This window comes from Pantoea sp. GbtcB22 (assembly GCF_019091025.1).
GTDB classification, from domain to species: Bacteria; Pseudomonadota; Gammaproteobacteria; order Enterobacterales; family Enterobacteriaceae; genus Pantoea; species Pantoea leporis.
This window is the reverse complement of sequence record NZ_JAGXKB010000002.1, coordinates 666,513-683,725: the sequence shown is the minus strand read 5'-3', so window position 1 is coordinate 683,725 and position 17,213 is coordinate 666,513. Positions and strand designations below refer to the sequence as shown.

The 17,213-nt window shown below is 50.1% G+C and carries 19 protein-coding genes and 1 pseudogene; 14 read left to right on the top strand and 6 right to left on the bottom strand.

Features of this window, described 5'->3' with window-relative positions; genetic code table 11:
* Window positions 1-78 precede the first annotated feature (78 nt).
* A complete protein-coding gene (locus KVT28_RS11005) occupies window positions 79-1,227 on the bottom strand; it encodes a glycosyltransferase family 4 protein (RefSeq protein ID WP_217548379.1) in 1,149 nt (382 codons plus the stop codon).
* A 391-nt stretch (window positions 1,228-1,618) separates the two neighbouring features.
* Window positions 1,619-2,503 carry a LysR family transcriptional regulator gene (locus KVT28_RS11000; RefSeq protein ID WP_110866803.1) on the bottom strand — a complete coding sequence of 295 codons (885 nt, stop codon included), beginning with the start codon at window positions 2,501-2,503 and terminating at the stop codon, window positions 1,619-1,621.
* 173 nt (window positions 2,504-2,676) lie between these two features.
* On the opposite strand from KVT28_RS11000, the gene KVT28_RS10995 reads away from it, so the two are divergent.
* The 6 genes from KVT28_RS10995 (at window position 2,677) to KVT28_RS10970 (ending at window position 9,874) form a co-directional block, all read left to right on the top strand.
* The gene (locus tag KVT28_RS10995; protein WP_217548377.1) at window positions 2,677-3,813 is read left to right on the top strand and encodes an alpha/beta hydrolase; all 1,137 of its coding nucleotides are present in this window, start codon (window positions 2,677-2,679) and stop codon (window positions 3,811-3,813) included.
* 307 nt (window positions 3,814-4,120) lie between these two features.
* Window positions 4,121-5,302 (top strand): MFS transporter, encoded by a 1,182-nt coding sequence (locus KVT28_RS10990; RefSeq protein WP_217548374.1) that lies wholly within the window; start codon window positions 4,121-4,123, stop codon window positions 5,300-5,302.
* A 94-nt stretch (window positions 5,303-5,396) separates the two neighbouring features.
* Entirely contained in the window at window positions 5,397-5,879 is a 483-nt protein-coding gene (locus KVT28_RS10985) for a glutathione peroxidase (RefSeq protein ID WP_101761592.1), read from the top strand.
* 158 nt (window positions 5,880-6,037) lie between these two features.
* Window positions 6,038-6,796: a MurR/RpiR family transcriptional regulator gene (locus KVT28_RS10980; RefSeq protein WP_110866807.1), complete on the top strand. Its 759-nt coding sequence runs from the start codon at window positions 6,038-6,040 to the stop codon at window positions 6,794-6,796.
* A 117-nt stretch (window positions 6,797-6,913) separates the two neighbouring features.
* Window positions 6,914-8,422, top strand: coding sequence for a PTS transporter subunit EIIC (locus KVT28_RS10975; protein WP_217548371.1), 1,509 nt, complete (start codon window positions 6,914-6,916; stop codon window positions 8,420-8,422).
* 18 nt (window positions 8,423-8,440) lie between these two features.
* The gene (locus KVT28_RS10970; RefSeq protein WP_217548369.1) at window positions 8,441-9,874 is read left to right on the top strand and encodes a 6-phospho-beta-glucosidase; all 1,434 of its coding nucleotides are present in this window, start codon (window positions 8,441-8,443) and stop codon (window positions 9,872-9,874) included.
* Window positions 9,875-9,912: 38 nt separating this feature from the next.
* Here the strand turns inward: KVT28_RS10970 and KVT28_RS10965 are convergent, their stop codons facing one another.
* Window positions 9,913-10,599 (bottom strand): hypothetical protein, encoded by a 687-nt coding sequence (locus tag KVT28_RS10965; protein WP_217548553.1) that lies wholly within the window; start codon window positions 10,597-10,599, stop codon window positions 9,913-9,915.
* A 178-nt stretch (window positions 10,600-10,777) separates the two neighbouring features.
* On the opposite strand from KVT28_RS10965, the gene KVT28_RS10960 reads away from it, so the two are divergent.
* From KVT28_RS10960 to KVT28_RS10945, 4 genes are all read left to right on the top strand, one after another.
* A complete protein-coding gene (locus tag KVT28_RS10960; protein WP_101761588.1) occupies window positions 10,778-11,131 on the top strand; it encodes a DUF1428 domain-containing protein in 354 nt (117 codons plus the stop codon).
* A 225-nt stretch (window positions 11,132-11,356) separates the two neighbouring features.
* Window positions 11,357-11,998 carry a LysE family translocator gene (locus tag KVT28_RS10955; protein WP_217548366.1) on the top strand — a complete coding sequence of 214 codons (642 nt, stop codon included), beginning with the start codon at window positions 11,357-11,359 and terminating at the stop codon, window positions 11,996-11,998.
* A gap of 121 nt (window positions 11,999-12,119) precedes the next feature.
* On the top strand, window positions 12,120-12,983 hold the full coding sequence (locus KVT28_RS10950) for a substrate-binding domain-containing protein (protein ID WP_217548363.1): 864 nt from the start codon (window positions 12,120-12,122) through the stop codon (window positions 12,981-12,983).
* A 26-nt stretch (window positions 12,984-13,009) separates the two neighbouring features.
* Window positions 13,010-13,360, top strand: a complete 351-nt coding sequence (locus tag KVT28_RS10945; RefSeq protein WP_008102074.1) for a DUF3147 family protein — start codon at window positions 13,010-13,012, stop codon at window positions 13,358-13,360.
* Window positions 13,361-13,559: 199 nt separating this feature from the next.
* Here KVT28_RS10945 and KVT28_RS10940 read toward each other — a convergent pair whose 3' ends face one another.
* Together KVT28_RS10940 and ycgZ are read right to left on the bottom strand one after the other, a co-directional pair.
* A complete protein-coding gene (locus tag KVT28_RS10940; protein ID WP_101761585.1) occupies window positions 13,560-13,850 on the bottom strand; it encodes a hypothetical protein in 291 nt (96 codons plus the stop codon).
* A 117-nt stretch (window positions 13,851-13,967) separates the two neighbouring features.
* Window positions 13,968-14,219 (bottom strand): regulatory protein YcgZ, encoded by a 252-nt coding sequence (ycgZ, locus tag KVT28_RS10935; protein WP_110866812.1) that lies wholly within the window; start codon window positions 14,217-14,219, stop codon window positions 13,968-13,970.
* A gap of 274 nt (window positions 14,220-14,493) precedes the next feature.
* Here ycgZ and KVT28_RS10930 point away from each other — a divergent pair, with 274 nt between their 5' ends.
* The 3 genes and pseudogenes from KVT28_RS10930 (at window position 14,494) to KVT28_RS10925 (ending at window position 15,194) form a co-directional block, all read left to right on the top strand.
* Window positions 14,494-14,679, top strand: a complete 186-nt coding sequence (locus KVT28_RS10930; RefSeq protein WP_217548361.1) for a type II toxin-antitoxin system RelE/ParE family toxin — start codon at window positions 14,494-14,496, stop codon at window positions 14,677-14,679.
* Between the two features lie 31 nt (window positions 14,680-14,710).
* Window positions 14,711-14,875, top strand: a pseudogene (locus KVT28_RS28190) (type II toxin-antitoxin system RelE/ParE family toxin); the annotation flags it as partial.
* Window positions 14,868-15,194: a DNA-binding transcriptional regulator gene (locus tag KVT28_RS10925; RefSeq protein ID WP_217548358.1), complete on the top strand. Its 327-nt coding sequence runs from the start codon at window positions 14,868-14,870 to the stop codon at window positions 15,192-15,194. The pseudogene KVT28_RS28190 and the gene KVT28_RS10925, both read left to right, overlap by 8 nt.
* A gap of 102 nt (window positions 15,195-15,296) precedes the next feature.
* On the opposite strand, the gene KVT28_RS10920 is transcribed toward KVT28_RS10925, so the two are convergent.
* Window positions 15,297-16,130, bottom strand: coding sequence for an oxidoreductase (locus KVT28_RS10920; RefSeq protein ID WP_217548356.1), 834 nt, complete (start codon window positions 16,128-16,130; stop codon window positions 15,297-15,299).
* Between the two features lie 111 nt (window positions 16,131-16,241).
* Between KVT28_RS10920 and KVT28_RS10915 the strand changes: the two genes are divergently transcribed.
* On the top strand, window positions 16,242-17,177 hold the full coding sequence (locus tag KVT28_RS10915) for an AraC family transcriptional regulator (RefSeq protein ID WP_217548354.1): 936 nt from the start codon (window positions 16,242-16,244) through the stop codon (window positions 17,175-17,177).
* The last annotated feature ends 36 nt before the right edge of the window (window positions 17,178-17,213 follow it).

The following is a 17,213-nucleotide window of genomic DNA, read 5'->3' as shown; positions in this document are numbered from 1 at the left end:
TTGGGAGGGCAGGTTATCCGTATGAGCAATGTGAACAATACCCATACAGAAAACGGTTAATTTCTTTATTTGTCTGGCTCAAAACCCCCTGTATATCGCACTCAGGTAATTTCTGAACTCCACAGGATCGTGTTCATTACGTATGCGAGCGACTGACTGTATAGCGCGCACTTTGACAATTTTTCTGTCGCTTAAGATATGTAAAATATGGGCTTTTAACTGAGAAACGATGGTGCTTCTCAGTGCGGCTTTATCATTGAGCGATCCAACCGTCAGCTCCGACATGCTATTCAGTGGACAGCGAATCAGCCAGCCGGCATTTTCCGGATTGATTTCCGGCAAGGCTCTGACATTCGTCGTTATTACCGGGCAGCCGCAGGCCTGCATTTCCAGAACGGAAAAGCCGTATGTCTCCTGCCATGTGGGCAGCAGCCCGACATCAGAGGTCTTAATCAACGCCAGTACCGCGTCGTTGGTCAGCGACGTATGGTGCTGGAATAGAGGGCATTCACGAAGTGTGTCCTCCACGCTTCTTCTAAATGCGTCATCATCCTGGAACGCCTGGTGAGCCACGTTATGCATTTTGCCAGGATCACCAACCAGATTTACGCGTACGTCGTTCACACTTATCAGGTTTTCCCTTAATAACTGGCTAAAGGCTAGCACAACTTCTGCCCCTCCTTTGCGATAGAACTCCTTGCCCACGAAGGTAAAATTCAGCGGACCTCTTTCAACCAGAGCATTTTTTTCCTGCAGTACCGGCTGCGGGGGATGCAGTACGTGCAGTTTGGGCCCAATGATAGCCTGCTCCCTGGGGAAATGTTCCAGCAGCCGCAGTTGGATCTGTCGTGTGGCTTCTGAGATAGCGATGATACCTTTGCAGCGCGGAGAGCAGACGTACCGGAGTTCCCGCGCCAGCTCGGGGTTGGCAAATTTGGGTATTCCCTCAACGGGAAGAACACGGGGCAGTTCGGTTTCAAAGGTCGCTACCCAGTCGCCTGGCGCCGAAGAAACTTCGTTAAAAAGGTGGATAATGTCCGCATCACCTGAAGACATCAGGGGAAGCGGTCGAAAAATAAACAGTTTATTTTTATGCAATAAGCGCCGCCTTATAACGTTGATCCAGGTCCAGATATTTCTGGGACGGTAATCCAGATAGCGATTTGCAGGGTCTGTAATGATGTTTCTCTTTTCTGGGTAGCCGTTTCCACCGACGATAATCTTCATTCTTCCCCCTGCTGGCGAGTGCAAAAAATTAACAGAATTAATTTAAATGTCCTCGTTATTAAGAGGATAAAAAAGTATTTGGGTTATGTAGGCTATGTTTTTTCAGATAAGATCTGAATTCATCATGGTTATTCAGACTGTTGATACCAGAGCAAAATCTGCTTTTTGCGCCGCTTCCCGACATTTCTAATTATGCACGGCCAAACAGCAAAAATACGTGTATTTGCTGGTGTTTAATCGATTTCCAGAAAACGTCGGGAGGGAGAGTGCCAATGCTGATTAAAGTTTCAGGTTGCTAAGAAGCCTTTATTTACTTCAGGATTAATTAACAGTGGGCGAATGAGAGAGATGATGATATTGGCAGGTATACATATTTTCCATTGAAAACCTTTTAAATTCTCAATGTATCAATAACCGCGCGCAAAGCGGGTGACACATTGCGATGCGGATAATAGAGAAATGAAGCTTCCAGACGTTGGCTGTGCCGTTGCAGAACCCTGATCAGCTTTCCTTGTTCCAGATCCTCAGAAACCAGCTCTTCCGGGACATAAGCCAGCCCGAGCCCGAGAGTAGCGGCTTTCGCTTCCATATAGCTGTCAGCAAAAACCCATTGCCCTTGCGGCCTATGGGTGATTTTTTTGCCATCCTGATGAAGTTCCCAGGCATAAAGGCTGCCATCGCCTAACTGATAAGCGATGCAGGGATGAACGGCCAAATCTGCGGGGATCTGCGGAAAGCCGTAGCGACGAAAGTGTTCTGGCGTACCGACAACGGCCATCTCCATGTCGGGCGAAATGCGTACAGCGATCATGCCGCTGCCAACCTCCGGCCCCAGACGTACACCCGCATCGAATCTCTCCGCAATGATATCCACAAACCGGCTTTCGCTGATGAGCTCCAGTCTGATATCGGGATAGCGTTGTTTGAATACCGCAAGTTTTGGCAGGAGTACTTTATCTATCGCGTGCTGGCTGGCATTGATACGCACAGTACCGGATGGGGTCTGGCGATAGTGGGCCAGCTTAGCGAGCCCCATATCTAAAGCATCGAATCCTGACTCAACGGTTAGATAAAGCTGCTCACCGGCATGGGTGAGCGATAATCTGCGCGTGGTGCGAACAATGAGTTGAACGCCAAGTCTTTCTTCAAGTTCACGCACTGAACGACTGATACCTGATTGTGCCAGGCCAAGGCGTTTCGCCGCAGCGGTAAAACTCCCCTCGCGCACCACCAGCATGAACAGGTAGAGATCGTTGTAGTTTTCCCGTTTTGCCATCATCCCGCCCTTATGACTACATCGTTATTTGGAACAATTTGATATCAATCTTAGCAAAAATTCCCCTCTAATCAGAACACATGCTGCTAACTAGAATGTGCACATTGCAACAAAGCACAGCAGCGTTGTCGGTATGAAACCTGCCTCTTTGATGTTTATTCAGGAGGATTTTAATGACTGTTTTCACTAAAAAATTGACAGCAGTGTTACCTGCAATGCTGCTATGCGCATCATTAAGTGGAGTTACAACGATGAGTTATGCTGATACCAGCAATCCGAACGCACCTATTTCGCTGGTCAAAAATTGGGATAAAACCTTTGCTGAAAGTACGAAAGTTGATCACCGTAAGGTTACCTTTCAGAACCGCTATGGGATCACTTTAGTTGGGGATCTCTATCTTCCAAAGGATCGCGGCGAGCGCAAGCTGGCAGCCATTGCCATCAGCGGGCCCTTCGGTGCAGTCAAAGAACAATCCAGCGGCCTGTACGCGCAAACGCTGGCTGAAAAGGGATTTGTCACCCTCGCGTTTGACCCTTCATATACGGGCGAAAGTGGCGGCTACCCGCGTAATGTGGCGTCTCCGGATATCAATACTGAGGATTTCAGCGCGGCAATTGATTTCTTAGGTCTGCAAAATGAGGTAGACCGCGACCATATCGGTCTACTCGGTATTTGCGGTCTGGGCGGCATGGCGTTAAACGACGCTGCGATGGATACACGCGTTAAAGCAGTAGCAACCAGCGTGATGTATGACATGAGCCGCGCGATGGGCCACGGCGTAGGCGATGGCAAAGATCGTTACACCAGCGCCGATCGTCGTGCTGTGTTGCAGTATCTGAACGCGCAGCGCTGGAAGGATGCGGAAAACGGCACTTTCGCGCCCGGTGGTCACGACATTGATGTTGACGAAAAAGGCAAAGTCAGCGCTTCTGAGCGTATTCTGCCGGAAACGTTACCCGCTAATCCAAATCCAGTCTTGAAAGAATTCTTTGATTATTACCGCATGCCACGCGGTTTCCATGCGCGTTCGGTCAACTCAACCGGCGCATGGAATGCAACAATGCCACTGTCATTTATGAATATGCCGCTGCTGAGTTATGCAAATGAAATCACTATCCCTGCGCTTGTTGTGACCGGTGAAAAAGCCCATTCACGTTATTTTGCTGAAGACGCTTTTAAGGCGATCGGGAGTAACAAGAAAGAGCTGGTGATTATTCCCGGGGCAAATCATGTGGACTTATATGGCAACGTGGCTGGAAAGATCCCGTTTGCTAAGTTTGAACAATTTTTCAAATCAAATTTAAGGTAATTTTCTGAAATAATTTGCATTTACCATGCCACCCCTACTTCACGGCTGGCATTAACTCCCCTGATGCCGTTCAGTTAAGCGCCGTATCAAATCGCCGCACCTTTTGTAGCGGCGCGATTTATCGCGCAATAAATTGCGCCGCTACAATGCGTGCTCTCGGTAATTACGGGTTTTCATGTCTTAACTGACGAGCATTAGGCATTAACTCGCCTGATGTAACGCAGTGAAATGATGATGTTATTCCCTGAAAAGCGCATCTCCCACTTTCGCCTGAATCAGGTCGGATCGATTTGAAGAGTAGTTGATAATGTCCACAGTAAATATTAAATCCTCTCACCATAAAACTCAGTCGTATTGGGGGGGCGTTTTTGCCATGACGCTCTGCGTTTTTGTATTGATCGCTTCTGAATTTATGCCGGTCAGTCTGCTAACACCTATTGCCCGCGACTTGCATGTCACGGAAGGACTGGCAGGACAGGGAATTGCCATCTCTGGCGCGCTGGCGGTGATTACCAGCCTGACTATCTCCCGCATTGCCGGGGACCTGAATCGGAAATATCTTCTGCTGGGACTAACGATTTTGATGGCGGTATCGGCAATCATTGTCGCGCTGGCGGCCAGTTATTCGGTTTATATGCTCGGGAGAGCGTTGATTGGAATCGTCATCGGTGGATTCTGGTCAATGTCGGCCGCAACAGCCATTCGGCTGGTACCACAGCACAAGGTTACCCGCGCGCTGGCGACTTTTAACGGCGGGAACGCGCTGGCCACCGTTGTGGCGGCACCGCTGGGTAGCTACCTGGGGGCGACTGTCGGATGGCGGGGTGCCTTTTTATGTCTGGTACCGCTTGCGATAGTTGCGTTCATCTGGCAATGCCTCAGCCTGCCTTCGATGGAAAGCGATAATGCGCGCAAGCCACAGGGATCGGTGCTTGGTCTTTTCAGAGCCTCTATCGTATCAATGGGGCTGTTGGCTTGCGGACTCTTCTTTATGGGGCAGTTTTCCTTATTTACTTACGTGCGACCGTTTCTGGAGAACGTGACCGGAGTGAGCGCGCCTGGCCTGTCCTGGATTTTACTTGCTATAGGCGCAGCAGGTTTTATCGGCACAACGTTTGTTTCGACCATCCTGAACTCAAGGTTTTATCCGACATTAATCTTGATACCACTGCTTATGTCAGCGATTGCCGGTACGTTACTTTTGTTTGGCCACAGCATGTGGATTGTTGCCGTTTTGCTGAGCCTGTGGGGAATGCTTGCGACAGCCGCGCCAACCGGATGGTGGACATGGCTCGCGCGGACGCTACCCGAAGATGCAGAGGCAGGTGGTGGTCTGATGGTTGCTGTCATCCAACTCTCCATTGCGCTGGGATCAACCGTTGGGGGTTTGATTTTCGACAGTCTGGGTTGGCAAAGTGCTTTCGGCTTGAGTGGTTTATTACTTCTTGGTGCGGTAGTCATGACTTTTCACACATCACGTCTAACATGAATCGCAGGCGCTTTAATCATAGAATAAGGCGCAGAGGCCGCTGATTAAAGCACCGTCTTTAATGCCGAACTGATTCTGCTCTGAGGATTGATACATGACCACCTTTCATCAACTTAATGCCATCAGCTTGCGAGGCCAGCCCATCTCTATGGCCGATTACGCCGGGAAGCTGGTTCTGGTGGTGAATACCGCCAGCCATTGTGGATTTACTCCTCAATATGCAGGCCTTGAAGCGCTCTACAAGAAGTACGCGGACAATGGGCTGATGATATTGGGTTTCCCCTGCAATCAGTTTGGCAAGCAGGAACCTGGCGGAGCCGATGATATCGCGCAGACCTGCCTCATCAACTACGGTGTGAGCTTCCCGATGTTCGAGAAAGTCGAAGTTAACGGCGCCGCAACGCACCCCGTATTTCGCTACCTGAAAGCCGAATTACCCGGTGTGTTGGGCGGGCGGATCAAATGGAACTTCACAAAGTTTCTGATCGGGCGTGACGGCAAACCGATCAAGCGATTTGCACCGATCACCAAACCAGAAAAAATGGAAGCGACGATCCTTACTGCGCTGGAAAACTAATATGCATTCCGCCATGCTTGATCCAAATTGTGCGAGCTATCACAATTAATACAATTTCTTTTGGTTTGCCGCGCGGGTTTACTCGTTAAACATCCCTCAGATGTCACGGTTTGTGACATGATAAGCGTCATAATTGAATCGTCAGGATGTTTGAATAGATGTTTAACGCCAGAAAACTATCAACCTTAAATGCCCTCGAAAGCAGCGTGCATAATTACATTATTAAAAACATCAATGCCGTTATTTATATGACGATAAGAGAGCTAGCTGATAATTCTGGCGTATCTACCGCGACTGTTCTGAGATTCTGTAAAAAAATGGATTTCAAAGGTTACTCAGAACTCAAAGCCAGTATGAAGTTGCACCTGAACAAAAATAGCACATTACTGATTCCTCATGGAGCTGAGGAAATATTGACCTTTTTTAAAAGCATCAGAAACGATGAATTTGATGAGATGATCAATCAGGCGGCTCAATACATTCGTGATGCCGAACGGGTGTTCTTTGCTGGCGCAGGCAGCTCTGGCACGCTTGGCAGGTATGGTGCGCGTTTCTTCTCTAATGTAGGCAAGTTCAGTAATCACATTGATGATCCCTATTATCCGGTGAGTACCGATATGGTGCAGAGTTCAGTGGCTATCGTGCTTTCTGTCTCTGGCGAAACTCCCGAAATATTGAAGCTTGCCAGGCAGTTTGTTATTCACAAGTGCAAAGTGATTTCTATTACCTGCAACCCGGATTCAACACTGGCAAAACTTTCTGACTTTATTGTTCCTTACCATGTTTCTCGCATTTTGATTGAAAGCGAATACGATATTACCACTCAGGTTCCGGTCATTTTTATTCTTGAATCGATAGGCAGAAAGCTGGTGGTGAATAATGTCAGCGATATGTCACGCGGTGTGACATTTTTGTAATTAGCGACCCGTTATAACATATTGTGACCTCGTGACATTGCCGGGATGATTTTCTAACATTGCCGGAATTAGTCCGCTCCTGACGGGCTGAATTCCCTCTGGCAATGGAAGAAAACCATGGCAATAGATTATGCGGATTCTGCGAAAGAGATCGTTAGACTGATAGGTAGCGATAATAATGTGATAAGTGTGACACATTGCGCTACACGTCTGAGGTTTGTGCTGAAAGATTATTCTCTGGTCGAGGTTGAATCACTAAAGCGGGTAAAAGGCGTTATCACCGCGATGCAGGCCAGCGGCCAGATGCAGGTGGTGATTGGCAATCACGTTGGTGATGCTTATCGCGAAGTGCAGAATCTACTCACTTTCGACGAAAGTACAGCAGTACCACCGCCTAGTGTCGGTATGGTTAGCCGCATTATGGATATCATCTCCAGCATATTTGCGCCTTTTCTCTATCCACTGGCAGCCTGCGGTGTGCTGCAGGGCATCATTTCGCTGCTGACCGCCATCGACCTAATGGATCCGGCAAGCGGCACTTATCGCATCCTTAACTTCGTTTCGTGGACCGGCTTTACCTTCCTGCCCGTGATGGTGGCGTTTACCGCCGCCAAAAAATTCAACGTCAATCCGTTCACAGCGGTTATCTCCGCCTGCGCGCTGGTGTCGCCGGATTACCTGAATATGTTGACGGCCAACAAAATCCTTACCGCCAACTCAGCCGATCCAGCAGTGCAGGCTTTGATGAAGAGCGCGGTTGAAAATCCCGAGATTTCAAGGGTGATGGTGCAGATCGCTGGCATTCCGCTTGATGCCGCGCCGCTGACCTTTATGGGGCTGCCGGTAGAGTATTTGAGTTACACCTCGTCGGTAATACCCATTATTTTGATGGTGTGGGGCATGTCGTATGTACAGCGTTTCTTCGAGCGCCTGCTTCCGATGGTGATACGCAACCTGTTCACGCCCATGTTCTGCCTCGCCATCATGGTTCCGTTCACGCTTCTGGCATTCGGTCCGATCGGCAATATGATCGGCGGCGCCATCGGTGGCGTCTATAACACCCTTTATCATCTCAGTCCTGCCATTGCCGGATTTGTGGTGGGTGCCTTCTGGATGCCACTGGTTACCTTGGGCGTGCATTGGGGCATCACGCCAGTGACCGTCGGTAACTATGCCACCCTGGGCTACGACACTTTTACCGGACTGCAAGCCTCCGCGGTATTCGGTATGGCGGGCGCGGTGCTGGGCGTATACCTGAAGGCGAAAGACGCTGAGCTTAAGCGCATGGCGCTTTCTGCGGGTGTAACGGCGCTGTTCGGCATCACTGAACCCGCCATTTACGGTGTGGCTCTGCGTCTTAAACGACCGATGATTTGTGGCTGCCTGGCGGGCGCTGCCGGCGGCATGATCGCCGGGGCTTTCAACGCGGTTTCATGGAGTTACTGCATTCCCGGCATTGCCGTCCTGCCGGTGTTCTTTAAAGAGGGGCACATGACGCAGTTCCTCGGCTTCCTGGTATCCATATTCGTCGCCTTCATATTGGGCATGGTTTTCTCTTGGGTCGCGGGATTCAAAGAAAACAGCCAACCTGACGTTCGCTCTGTGCCGCAGCCTGGCACCCTCTGATAAATAGAGATACAGATTATGAATAAGCCATTTCCAGAAAATTTCATGTGGGGCGGTGCTGTTGCCGCTCATCAGGTCGAGGGAGCCTGGGATAAAGGCGGTAAAGGCCCGAGCATAGTCGATGTCCTGACCAGCGGGGCGCACGGTGTTGATCGCGTCATCACCGCCGACATTCAGGATGACTGCTTTTATGCCAATCACGAGGCATCAGACTTTTACCATCGCTATCCTGAGGATATCGCGCTGTTGGCAGAAATGGGCTTCCGCTGCTTCCGCACCTCAATTGCCTGGTCGCGTATTTTTCCACGCGGCGATGAAGCCGAGCCGAACGAAGAGGGGTTGCATTTTTACGATGCGCTATTCGATGAGCTGCTGAAATACGGGATTGAACCGGTAATTACGCTGTCCCATTTTGAGATGCCAAACTTCCTGGTAACCGAATATGGCGGCTGGAAAAATAGAAAAGTTTTGGAATTCTTTGTCCGCTTCAGCGCGGTGGTCATTAATCGTTTCCAGCACAAAGTAAAATACTGGATGACCTTCAACGAAATTAATAATCAGCGCAACTGGAAAACCTCGCTGTTTGGTTATTGCTGCTCGGGCGTTATTTTCACCCACGAGCCTAATCCTGAAGAGTGCATGTATCAGGTTCTGCACCATCAATTTGTGGCGAGTGCTCAAGTGGTGAAGTTGGGACATGAAATTAATCCTGCACTACAAATTGGCTGCATGATCGCCATGGTGCCGCTCTATCCGTTTTCCTGTCATCCGGATGACGTGATGTATGCTCAGGAAGCGATGAGGGAGCGATTCCTATTCAGTGACGTGCACATGCGCGGTCATTATCCGGCTTATATTCTCAATGAATGGCAACGCAAGGGATACCATATTGCAATGGAAGTCGATGATGCGCAGATCCTGCGGGAAGGCTGTGCCGATTATATCGGGCTGAGTTATTACATGAGTAATGCGATCAGTAAAGAAAATGCCGGCAGCGGGACGGCGCTTTCTGGCTTTGAGGGCAGCGTACCGAACCCGCACGTTAAAGCCTCAGATTGGGGCTGGCAGATCGATCCGGTTGGGCTGCGTTATGTACTTAATATTTTGTACGAGCGTTACGAAAAGCCGCTGTTCGTGGTGGAAAACGGTTTTGGTGCCATCGACAAAATGGATGAAAAGGGCGAGATCAATGATGACTACCGCATCGATTATCTGCGGGAGCATATTGAACAAATGAAGAAAGCCGTGACCGAAGATGGCGTCGATCTTATGGGATATACCCCTTGGGGATGTATTGACTGCGTATCTTTCACCACCGGCCAATACAGCAAGCGCTATGGTTTTATTTACGTAAATAAAAACGATGATGGTAGCGGAGATTTTTCCCGCTCGAAGAAAAAGAGTTTTGACTGGTATCGCCGGGTCATCGCCAGCAACGGCGAAGAACTTTAGCGAAATATGTGCGACAGGGATGTCGCACATTGAGATCCTTATGGCTTCTCTTTTTCGTCTTCAACTGGAATCAGCGGTTCATCAATAGCGATGGATGAATTGGATTTCAGCAACTGAATATCCAGAATCACGTAGGTCATGGTGGTGATGAACAGTGAAATCACGCTGCCAATCACGCCGCTGGTGGTGAACGTGAAATAGTTATACATCACCACCCAGGTCACACAAATATACAGCGCTAGCGCAACGTTAATTGCCGATTGCGAATAATCAGTGGTGCGTGATCCCATTTCATTAATTTGCCGACTGAAATTCGCGCCGCTGTATTTCTCCAGCACAAATATTCCCTGTTCCCAATTACGCAAGCGTCGAGCGCCACTGCGAGTCAGAAATACGTACAGCAGCGAGATGAATAAACCAGAAAAAGCAATCAGTACCGGCACCGCTTCCAGCGCGTAAGCGAGGCTTTTATGGCTCGATGCCTGCGGCGTGAGATCCAGCGTTAACGACGCACCGAGTGCGGCATATAAAAATACAAACAGTAGCAGAAACAGCGCGTTGCGGCGCCAGTCGAGGTCGGCTTCGTGATTCTTCTGCTGTCGTGCGCTGTGTAGCGCCTGCTGTAATAAGGTGGCATCGGTGGATGCGGTGTCAATACTCTCAATCTCTTCACCCAACAAACGGTGAATAAACGGCTGATCGGCCGGTTCAATGGTGATGCGCATAGATTTCTCGGTGACGTAACGATCAAAGGCGTCAGTGTAACGTAAATCGTCTGGCGCGCGCAGAATCTGCGAGTAAGCGCGCAAATTTTCATCTCTGTTTCGGCTCAGCTTGCACATCATTTATACAATTAATGCGCGGTTATTACTGACCGCGCAAATGACGACGGAGTAACGAGCTATGTCGTATGTAGATGGTTTTGTTGTAGCGGTGCCGGAGGCTAATAAGGAGGATTATCGTGCCATGGCGGCTAAAGCCGCACCGCTGTTTAAAGAGTTTGGCGCCACGCGTGTTGTCGAGTGCTGGGCAGACGATGTTCCCGAAGGCGCGCAGACCGATTTTTATCGCGCGGTAAAAGCCGAAGAGGGCGAAACGGTGGTGTTCAGCTGGATCGAATACCCATCGCAGGAAGTACGTGACGCCGCCAATGCCAAAATGATGTCCGATCCGCGTATGAAAGAGATGGGCGAGAATATGCCGTTCGATGGTAAGCGTATGATCTATGGTGGATTCGCGATTTTGCTGGAGGCGTAGTTGAGCATTTGCAACTGCAGTGAACCGTAGCGGCGCAATTTATTGCGCGGTAATTCGCGCCGCTACAAAATGTACGGTGATTTGATGCGGTACTTAATTGATCGGCCTTACGCGATTTATTGCGCTATTTTTTTAATCATTGTGTGTCTCTTACTTCTATTGTGTGCAATTAATTGCGCCGCTACGATAGGCGCTGGAATTATTCACCTTTCACAAGGAGTCACTATGCTGGATATCACGCACTTTCCGCTTTTCCTCGCATCCGTATTTCTGCTGTGTATTACACCGGGACCGGATTTAGCTTATGTCGTAGGACAAAGCGTAGCGAATGGACGACGTAGCGGTGTGTTATCAGCGAGTGGCGTAGCGCTAGGAAGTTGCACGCATGCCATTGCCAGCGCCGTCGGTTTGACGGCGCTAATTACCGCTTCGCCACTGTTATTTACGGTGATTAAATATATCGGTGCGGCGTATTTAATTTATCTGGGCAGTAAAATGGTGTGGGGAACTTTTTTTAGCCGTGAAGAAGAGAAAACACCGCAGGCTGAAATTCCACGCTCTAATACGCGCAGCTTATTAATTCGCGGTTTTATTACATCGATTACCAATCCAAAAGTATTGCTGTTTTTCATCTCCTTCTTTCCACAATTCGTGGTAGTTGATGGCGATCATCATGCCAGCTCGTTTCTGTTGCTCGGCCTGACGTATGCGGTTGTGGGTTTAATGACTGACGTGATATTTGCTCTGGTTGCTGGCAGCGCGGCTAGCGCGGTGTCGCGCAATGTGATGTTGCAGAAATTGCTTGATCGTGTGGTGGGCATCACCTTTATCGGTTTAGGCGTGCGCCTGGCGCTGACGCGTCGTTAACAAATTCATCTTAGGAACAACGGCCAGCGATTGGCGCTCGCGGATTATTCGGGTAACGTGGAATGCTTAACTTTGTTACCTACAATAATTACCGCACGCTAAGTTGCAGGAGAGTCATTTCATGGCCGTTAATTCTAATATCGTCGGCATTGTCAGCGATGAGTTCATCAATCCCAACACCGTAAAGCTGCTTAATGAAGTCACGCGCCAGTTGAATGAGCGTGGTTTTATTACGCTGCTGCTGAATGCGAATTCCCGCGAAAGTTTTCAAAGCGCGCTGCGTAATGCGGCGCAACTTCCTGTCGGCGGCTTGGTTTTTCTGACTTCGCTGTTTAGCGATGAATTGAGTGTGTCGGCCGAGATTCTGCCGCAGACGGCAACGGTTCATCTCAGCCACAGCGCCAGCGCGGATGCTAACGTTGTGATTGCGGATGGTTATGACGCAGGCGAAGAGATGGGACTGCTGCTGCTGTCGCAAGGTCATCAACGTTTCGGCTTTATGCACAGTCAGGAAAATAGCGCGCCGGCGCGCCAGATGGACGGTTTTGTCGCTAGCCTGCAAGCTGAACAGAAAGAACTGAATATCGAGCTCTCTGCCGGTGGCAACGATCGCGAACTGGCTTATCAGGCAATGATGGCGTACTTGAAGAAAACGCGCGCTGCCGAGCGCATCAATGCGCTGTTTTGCGAAAGTGATGTGCTGGCGTTCGGCGCGTTACAAGCGGTGCGCGACTTCGCGCAAGGCGCACATGTTGCGGTGGTGGGTTTTGATGATGTCGATGAGGCGCGCGCGTCAACCTGGCATCTCACCAGTTGGGCGCAGCGAAGGGATTTGCTGGTGGCCGAAGCGCTGAATCGTTTACTGGAAAACCGTGCCGATACCAGTAACGCCTGGCAGCAGGGCGAATTGCAGGTGCGCCATTCACATCACGGCAAACATGTGCCGGGCGAAATGTCGCAGTGCGGATGTGCGATTCGGCATTAATCGCCTGCAGCAGGAAGGAAAATCGGATGCTCTGGCTCATCGCCAAATACGCCATAACCGCTGGCATGGTGGTGCTGATATCTGAAGTGGCTAAGCGTAGCGATCGCCTTGGCGGGCTGATTGCCGCGCTGCCTTTGGTTACGGTGCTGGTGCTGATTTGGATGAAGCTGGAAGGCCAAAGTCAGGCCAAAATTGCCAGTCACGCGTGGTACACCTTCTGGTATGTGGTGCCAACCTTGCCGATGTTTGTCGCCTTTCCATTTCTCTATCAACGCCTCGGATTCTGGCCGACGTTGATCGCGAGTTGCGTACTCACCATCTTGCTATTTCTACTTTGGGCCACGCTGCTCAAGCGTTTTGGTATTGAGTTGATGTAAGTTTATTAGGATAACGCTTCACCAATGTCCGATCTTGCAATGCATCCATCTGCATTTCAGGAATAAGCTAAGTCAGGAGGCTGCTCTCGGCGAAAGGCGATCCTTCCGGTCCAGTGTGGCGCGCAAAGAAAACAAGCATGATGTGTTTACATTGAAAAACAAAAGGGCGAACGCGGATCAACCAGCATTCGCCCAACGTTTAGTGCTTGGTTCCATTACCTGAACCGTCACGATTGCGGAAAATATGCGTCACGTTATCGGTGTTTTTGATCGCTATTCCGCTCTGCTGCGGGGTTTCGATATGATTCATCACTTCCGACATCGCACGGCTCAGCGCTTGCTGGCGCGGCGGATCGCGTTCAATCGAAGCCATCACGCGCAATTTATCAAGCAGCGCGCGAGTAGAAACCGGGCCGGATTTTTTCAGCAACTGTAAAATCGCATCGCCCATGATGATGTCGGTGAGCCGTTCTTCATCACTTCTGTACATATATTCTCTCTGATTACCGCGGCAGACCTGCGGCAAATAACGAAGTGGATTCAGTCTAACCAGTAGCTGAATGAGGCGGAAACCACTTGGTTAATTCTCAGGCCAGCGGCGCCTGATTTAGGCTTCTCGTTCTACGGAAAACATCAGGCCGATTAATTGCTGATAGTGAATTTCCGCTTCAGTACCGCGTGCTTGCTCCATACGGCACAGCAGCTTGGTGCATAGCGTTTTACGGCTTAACGTTCGGCCTGAACGCAAGATCTCGACCACAATCTGCCCCAGCGTTTCCTGCTGCGAAGGCAATGAGGCTTCTTTGAAGTAGCGTGCAATAGCTTCCGACGCTGTGGAAAAGTTACGATCCTGACGCATGGTTCCATCCTCAAGGTTGACGTATAACTTTAGCCATCAAACTTATACAAGTTTAATTAATATGTACAGGAATATGGCGAATCAGTAGCGTAGTCATTTGGCCAAAAGTGCTAATTTATTGTTAACAATCACTTAAGGAACAGGTCAGGGAGGTTGAGTGTATTTCATACAATGCTCAGTGATGAAGGCTGTTCTTGAGTATATGTATTGCACTTAGTACAATAGGTTTCCATGCCAGGACAAGGAGAGTCCTCATTAAGAACGGAGGGAACACATGGCAATTTATGTCTTAAAGCCATTCGATAGAAACACCAAAGGTGACGCTATCGATAGTGCAAAATTATGCAAAGCGGCGCTGGAAGTCATGGCAGGGATTTATGAAGCCAGTTTCGGCGGGGGAGTTTACAAGAAGCGCATTCCTTTAGTTGCTGGAAAAGTGGCGGGGCCCGGGCGGTTGTAGCCTTTAAAACTGAAAAACATCTTTTTTCGTCAACGGCTATGCTAAATCCGCATTCAAAAGTAGTGGTCGAGAGATATCTGAATCTGATCTCGCTCTCTACAAGGAAGTGGCCAAACAACTGTTTGAAATGACATCAGAACAAGCAAAAGTAGCCATTAATACTGGCAAAATGCGTGAGGTAAAATGTGATGGTTAATCATCTGAAAGATTTACAAGAGATCGCCAAGGATTTTAATGAAATTGGCGTGCTCACCGATGAGCTAAAAGAAAAAATTGATTCTCGTGTGAGATTGCGTGAATTGCGCGCTTCGCTACCTGTCCTGCACATGATGTCGGGAGATGAAATAAATCAGTTACGTCAACGTTATAATCTGAGCCAGGCGATGCTGGCCGCCTACGTCGGCATGTCAGTGGGGACGGTAGTGAAGTGGGAACGAGAAGAGAAAAAACCTAACGGAGCAGCACTGCGATTGCTCAATCTTATCGAGCGAAAGGGGTTGGAAGTGCTGCAATAATGCCTGTCAGTTGAGGGTAAACCGGTCGCCATGAATGTCAGCGTGGCGAGATTTTATAGGGTGCGCATTCATGCGCACCTGAATATCACCGCAATTATTCCATCAGCCATCCGTCGATCGCGTCAGTGCTTCCCAGCGATCAATCTCCGCGCTAAATGATTCCATCTTCTGCCGCACCAATGCCAAAGCATCGCTGCCCAGCAACAGATGCGCGGGTGGATTGCTGCTTTCGATCACATCGAGCATCGCGCTGGCGGCTTTAAACGGATCGCCCAACTGTTTGCCACTCTTCTCTTCACGCGCCTGTCGAATCGGATCGAACAGCGCATCATAATCGGCGATGCTGCGTGCGCTGCGCACCATCGAACGCCCGGCCCAATCGGTGCGAAACGATCCGGGTGCGACGGCGGTCACATGAATATTGAACGGCGCCAGCTCTTTGCTCAGGGTTTCCGAAATCCCTTCCAGCGCAAACTTGCTGCCGCAGTAATAGCTGATGCCAGGCAGGGTGATAAAACCGCCCATCGAGGTGATGTTGAGAATGTGGCCCTGACGGCGCTGGCGCATAAAGGGCAGCAGCGCTTTAATCATCGCCACCGCGCCAAACACGTTGACGTTAAACTGGCGGCGCATCTCGTCCAGTGATGATTCCTCCATCACGCCTTCGTGACCGTAACCGGCGTTGTTCACCAGCACATCAATTGGGCCAACGCGGGTTTCAACATCGGCAATTACCGCCTCAATGGCGGCGAAATGGGTAACATCCAATTTATAGGCGAAGGCATTTTCCGTGTGCAAATTTTCAAACTCGGCTTTTGCCGTAGCATTGCGCACCGTACCGAACACGCGATAGCCACGATTTAGCGCAACCTGCGCCAGCGCGCGCCCAAATCCGCTGCTGACGCCAGTGATGAATAATGTTTTAACGTTGGACATTTGCGGTTTCTCCTCAAAAAGTAGAGGATGCATAATATTCTGGCGATGAAACAGCCATAAGGCCTTATCTTGTTTAATTCTTGCCTAATATTATGAAGGTGATGTTATTCGATGAAAGAAACGCTCCAGCAGCAAACCGTACAACTGCTTAAAACGTTAGCGCCGCAGGAAGGTTACAACCTCACCGCGTTGCCGGACGTGCGCATCCTGCGTTCCAATCGGCCGCTGGCGCGTACGCCGGTGCTGTACGACCCGGGCATCGTGATTGTTTGTCAGGGATCGAAACGCGGCTTCTTTGGCGATCAGGTTTATCTCTACGATGAGCAGCACTATCTGGCGGTTGCGGTGCCGGTGCCTTTTACCATGGAAACCGCGGCATTGACGGAACATCCGCTGCTGGCGATTTACCTGCATCTCGATTTCAGCGTGGCGACGGAGTTGCTGTTGCAGCTGGAGCAGCAAGATGTGGCCCTTGAGAGCCAGGCGGCGCAGAGCATGATGTCGAGCCCAATGGATCAGACGTTGCGCGAGACGGTGTTGCGCTTTCTCACAACGCTAAATCATCCGCTGGATGCGAAGATGCTGGGTCCAGCGCTGGTGCGTGAACTCTATTACCGCGTGCTGACCGGTGCGCAGGGCAGCGCGCTGCGTGCGGCGCTAACCTTGCAAGGCCAATTTGGTAAAGTGGGCAAAGCGCTGAGCCACATTCACGCGCACTATGCGCAGCCGCTAACGCTGGGGCAACTCGCGTCGCTGGCGGGCATGAGCGTGCCCACTTTTCACACCCATTTCAAAAGCATCACCAATCAGCCGCCGATGCAGTATGTGAAGTCGGTGCGATTGCATCAGGCGCGCATGTTGATGGTACGTCAGGAAATGACCGCGGCGGCGGCCAGCCACGCGGTGGGCTATGAAAGCGCCTCGCAGTTTAATCGTGAGTTCAAACGCCTGTTCGGTTTACCGCCGGCCGAGGAGATCAAACGCATGCAGCGTAACTTTGCCGTGCCGCCGGCGCATCAGGCCTCGACGTTCGTTTCATCACATTAGCGCAAGGTTATGCTATAAATGATAACGATTATCATT